Genomic DNA, 1,479 nt, shown 5'->3' on the forward strand with positions numbered 1-1,479 from the left:
GACGTTGACGATCGCGCCGCTTTGGGCTTCGGGGCCGTCGCCAACAACAAGGTCTTCGATGACGAGATCGGCCGGCGGCTCACCGGACGGGACCTCGATCGTTGGCTTCACGCTGGTGTCTTCCATGCGGCGAGGCTACCGCTCGCCGTCGCGGAGCCGGTTCGGCTTCTGAGCCCGGCAGCCAACGAGCTATCAAGGAGCTGTGACTGCATCTCTTGCGCCCTCCGGCGAGCTCCTTGAGCAGGCTCGCGAAGCGGTGCGCCTCGCTGCGACCGTGATCGAAACCGGCATTGCGACGGCCAAGGCGTCGGCCGGGACCGAGGACAACCAACAGCTGGTGTACTCGTTGGCTCATGCCTCGAGCGCCGCGGCCATGGCCGAGTCGGCGCTCGAGTACGCCGAGCTCGGTGAGGACGAGACGTAAACCTGTTGTAGGTATTTAACTCCATCTTGTTTTGACCACCGCAACCGTTGAAGTTCTTTGGACGTCTGCTTTAGAATTTCAAAAGATTCGTGGGACTTGATCCAATCTTCCGATTGTTGTGCCCCGGTCTGTGGCTTTGTTTGTGGCTCTGACTCTGGTCCTGGTGGTGAAATTGGCTGACCACTTAAAAGTGACTGGCAGGCATTGGCAATCGAGTAGATATTAACAGAAGCATCCCAATCATAGGATATATAGCGGTCTCTACTATCATAGAGGGAACAGAATACGGTAGCTGGATTACCTTTTGAAGTATCATTACCCCTCAGAGCGATCGTCAGCGGTTCCTTTACTTGCTCAGGGGATAACTTAACAAGACTAAGCAAAAAGCAACGAGAAAATATACTATCAATCCCTGACTGGATAGAATACGGTTTATCCGCTAGCACTTGGATGCGGAGTTTAAGCACTTCTTTCTCAAGAAATTCTTTTGCCACTATCTCAATCCCACTCACAAAACATCGAATGGCTTGGTGGTAAATGGCTTCTGGTTTGTTTTCTGAGTGATTCCAAAAGTGCCACAGGTACTTACCATTTTCAGAGTTTTTGACATAGATTATTTTCGGTATCGGGGCATCACAAAACCCCAATTTTTTGGTATTGTCTAGGTTGCTTGACTCTACTGTTTCGGCCATGACACTCCCTTGGATACTATCGCAAATCTGTGCTTTAAGTATCCAAACCTGATGTATGCGTTCGCATTTGTTTTATGAATATCGGGTATGCTTTACCGTAATAGATCGATACTCGCGCATCCGGTTTGTTGATCCCGTTTGTTGATGATCACGTTATGGTTATAGCCATGAAATTACTAGAGAAATCCTAAATCTGTGATAACTTTTGATTTAGGATTTCCCTATTCCCTATTCCCTATTCCCTATTCCCTATTCCCTTTGCTATATAAATTTTAATACCGATACCGTTACCATTTGCGACTGCATCAAGACAATGATTAAAAATGTATTTAAAGATATCCTCTTATCCAAAACTAATTCTTC

1 protein-coding gene is annotated in these 1,479 nt (G+C 47.8%); it reads right to left on the minus strand.

The window, feature by feature from the left end:
* Positions 1-351: 351 nt before the first annotated feature.
* A complete protein-coding gene (locus tag F6K51_RS37165; protein WP_293031162.1) occupies positions 352-1,116 on the minus strand; it encodes a hypothetical protein in 765 nt (254 codons plus the stop codon).
* Between the last annotated feature and the right edge of the window lie 363 nt (positions 1,117-1,479).

Origin of the sequence: Moorena sp. SIO3I8 (assembly GCF_010692325.1) — a bacterium.
Lineage (GTDB): Bacteria > Cyanobacteriota > Cyanobacteriia > Cyanobacteriales > Coleofasciculaceae > Moorena.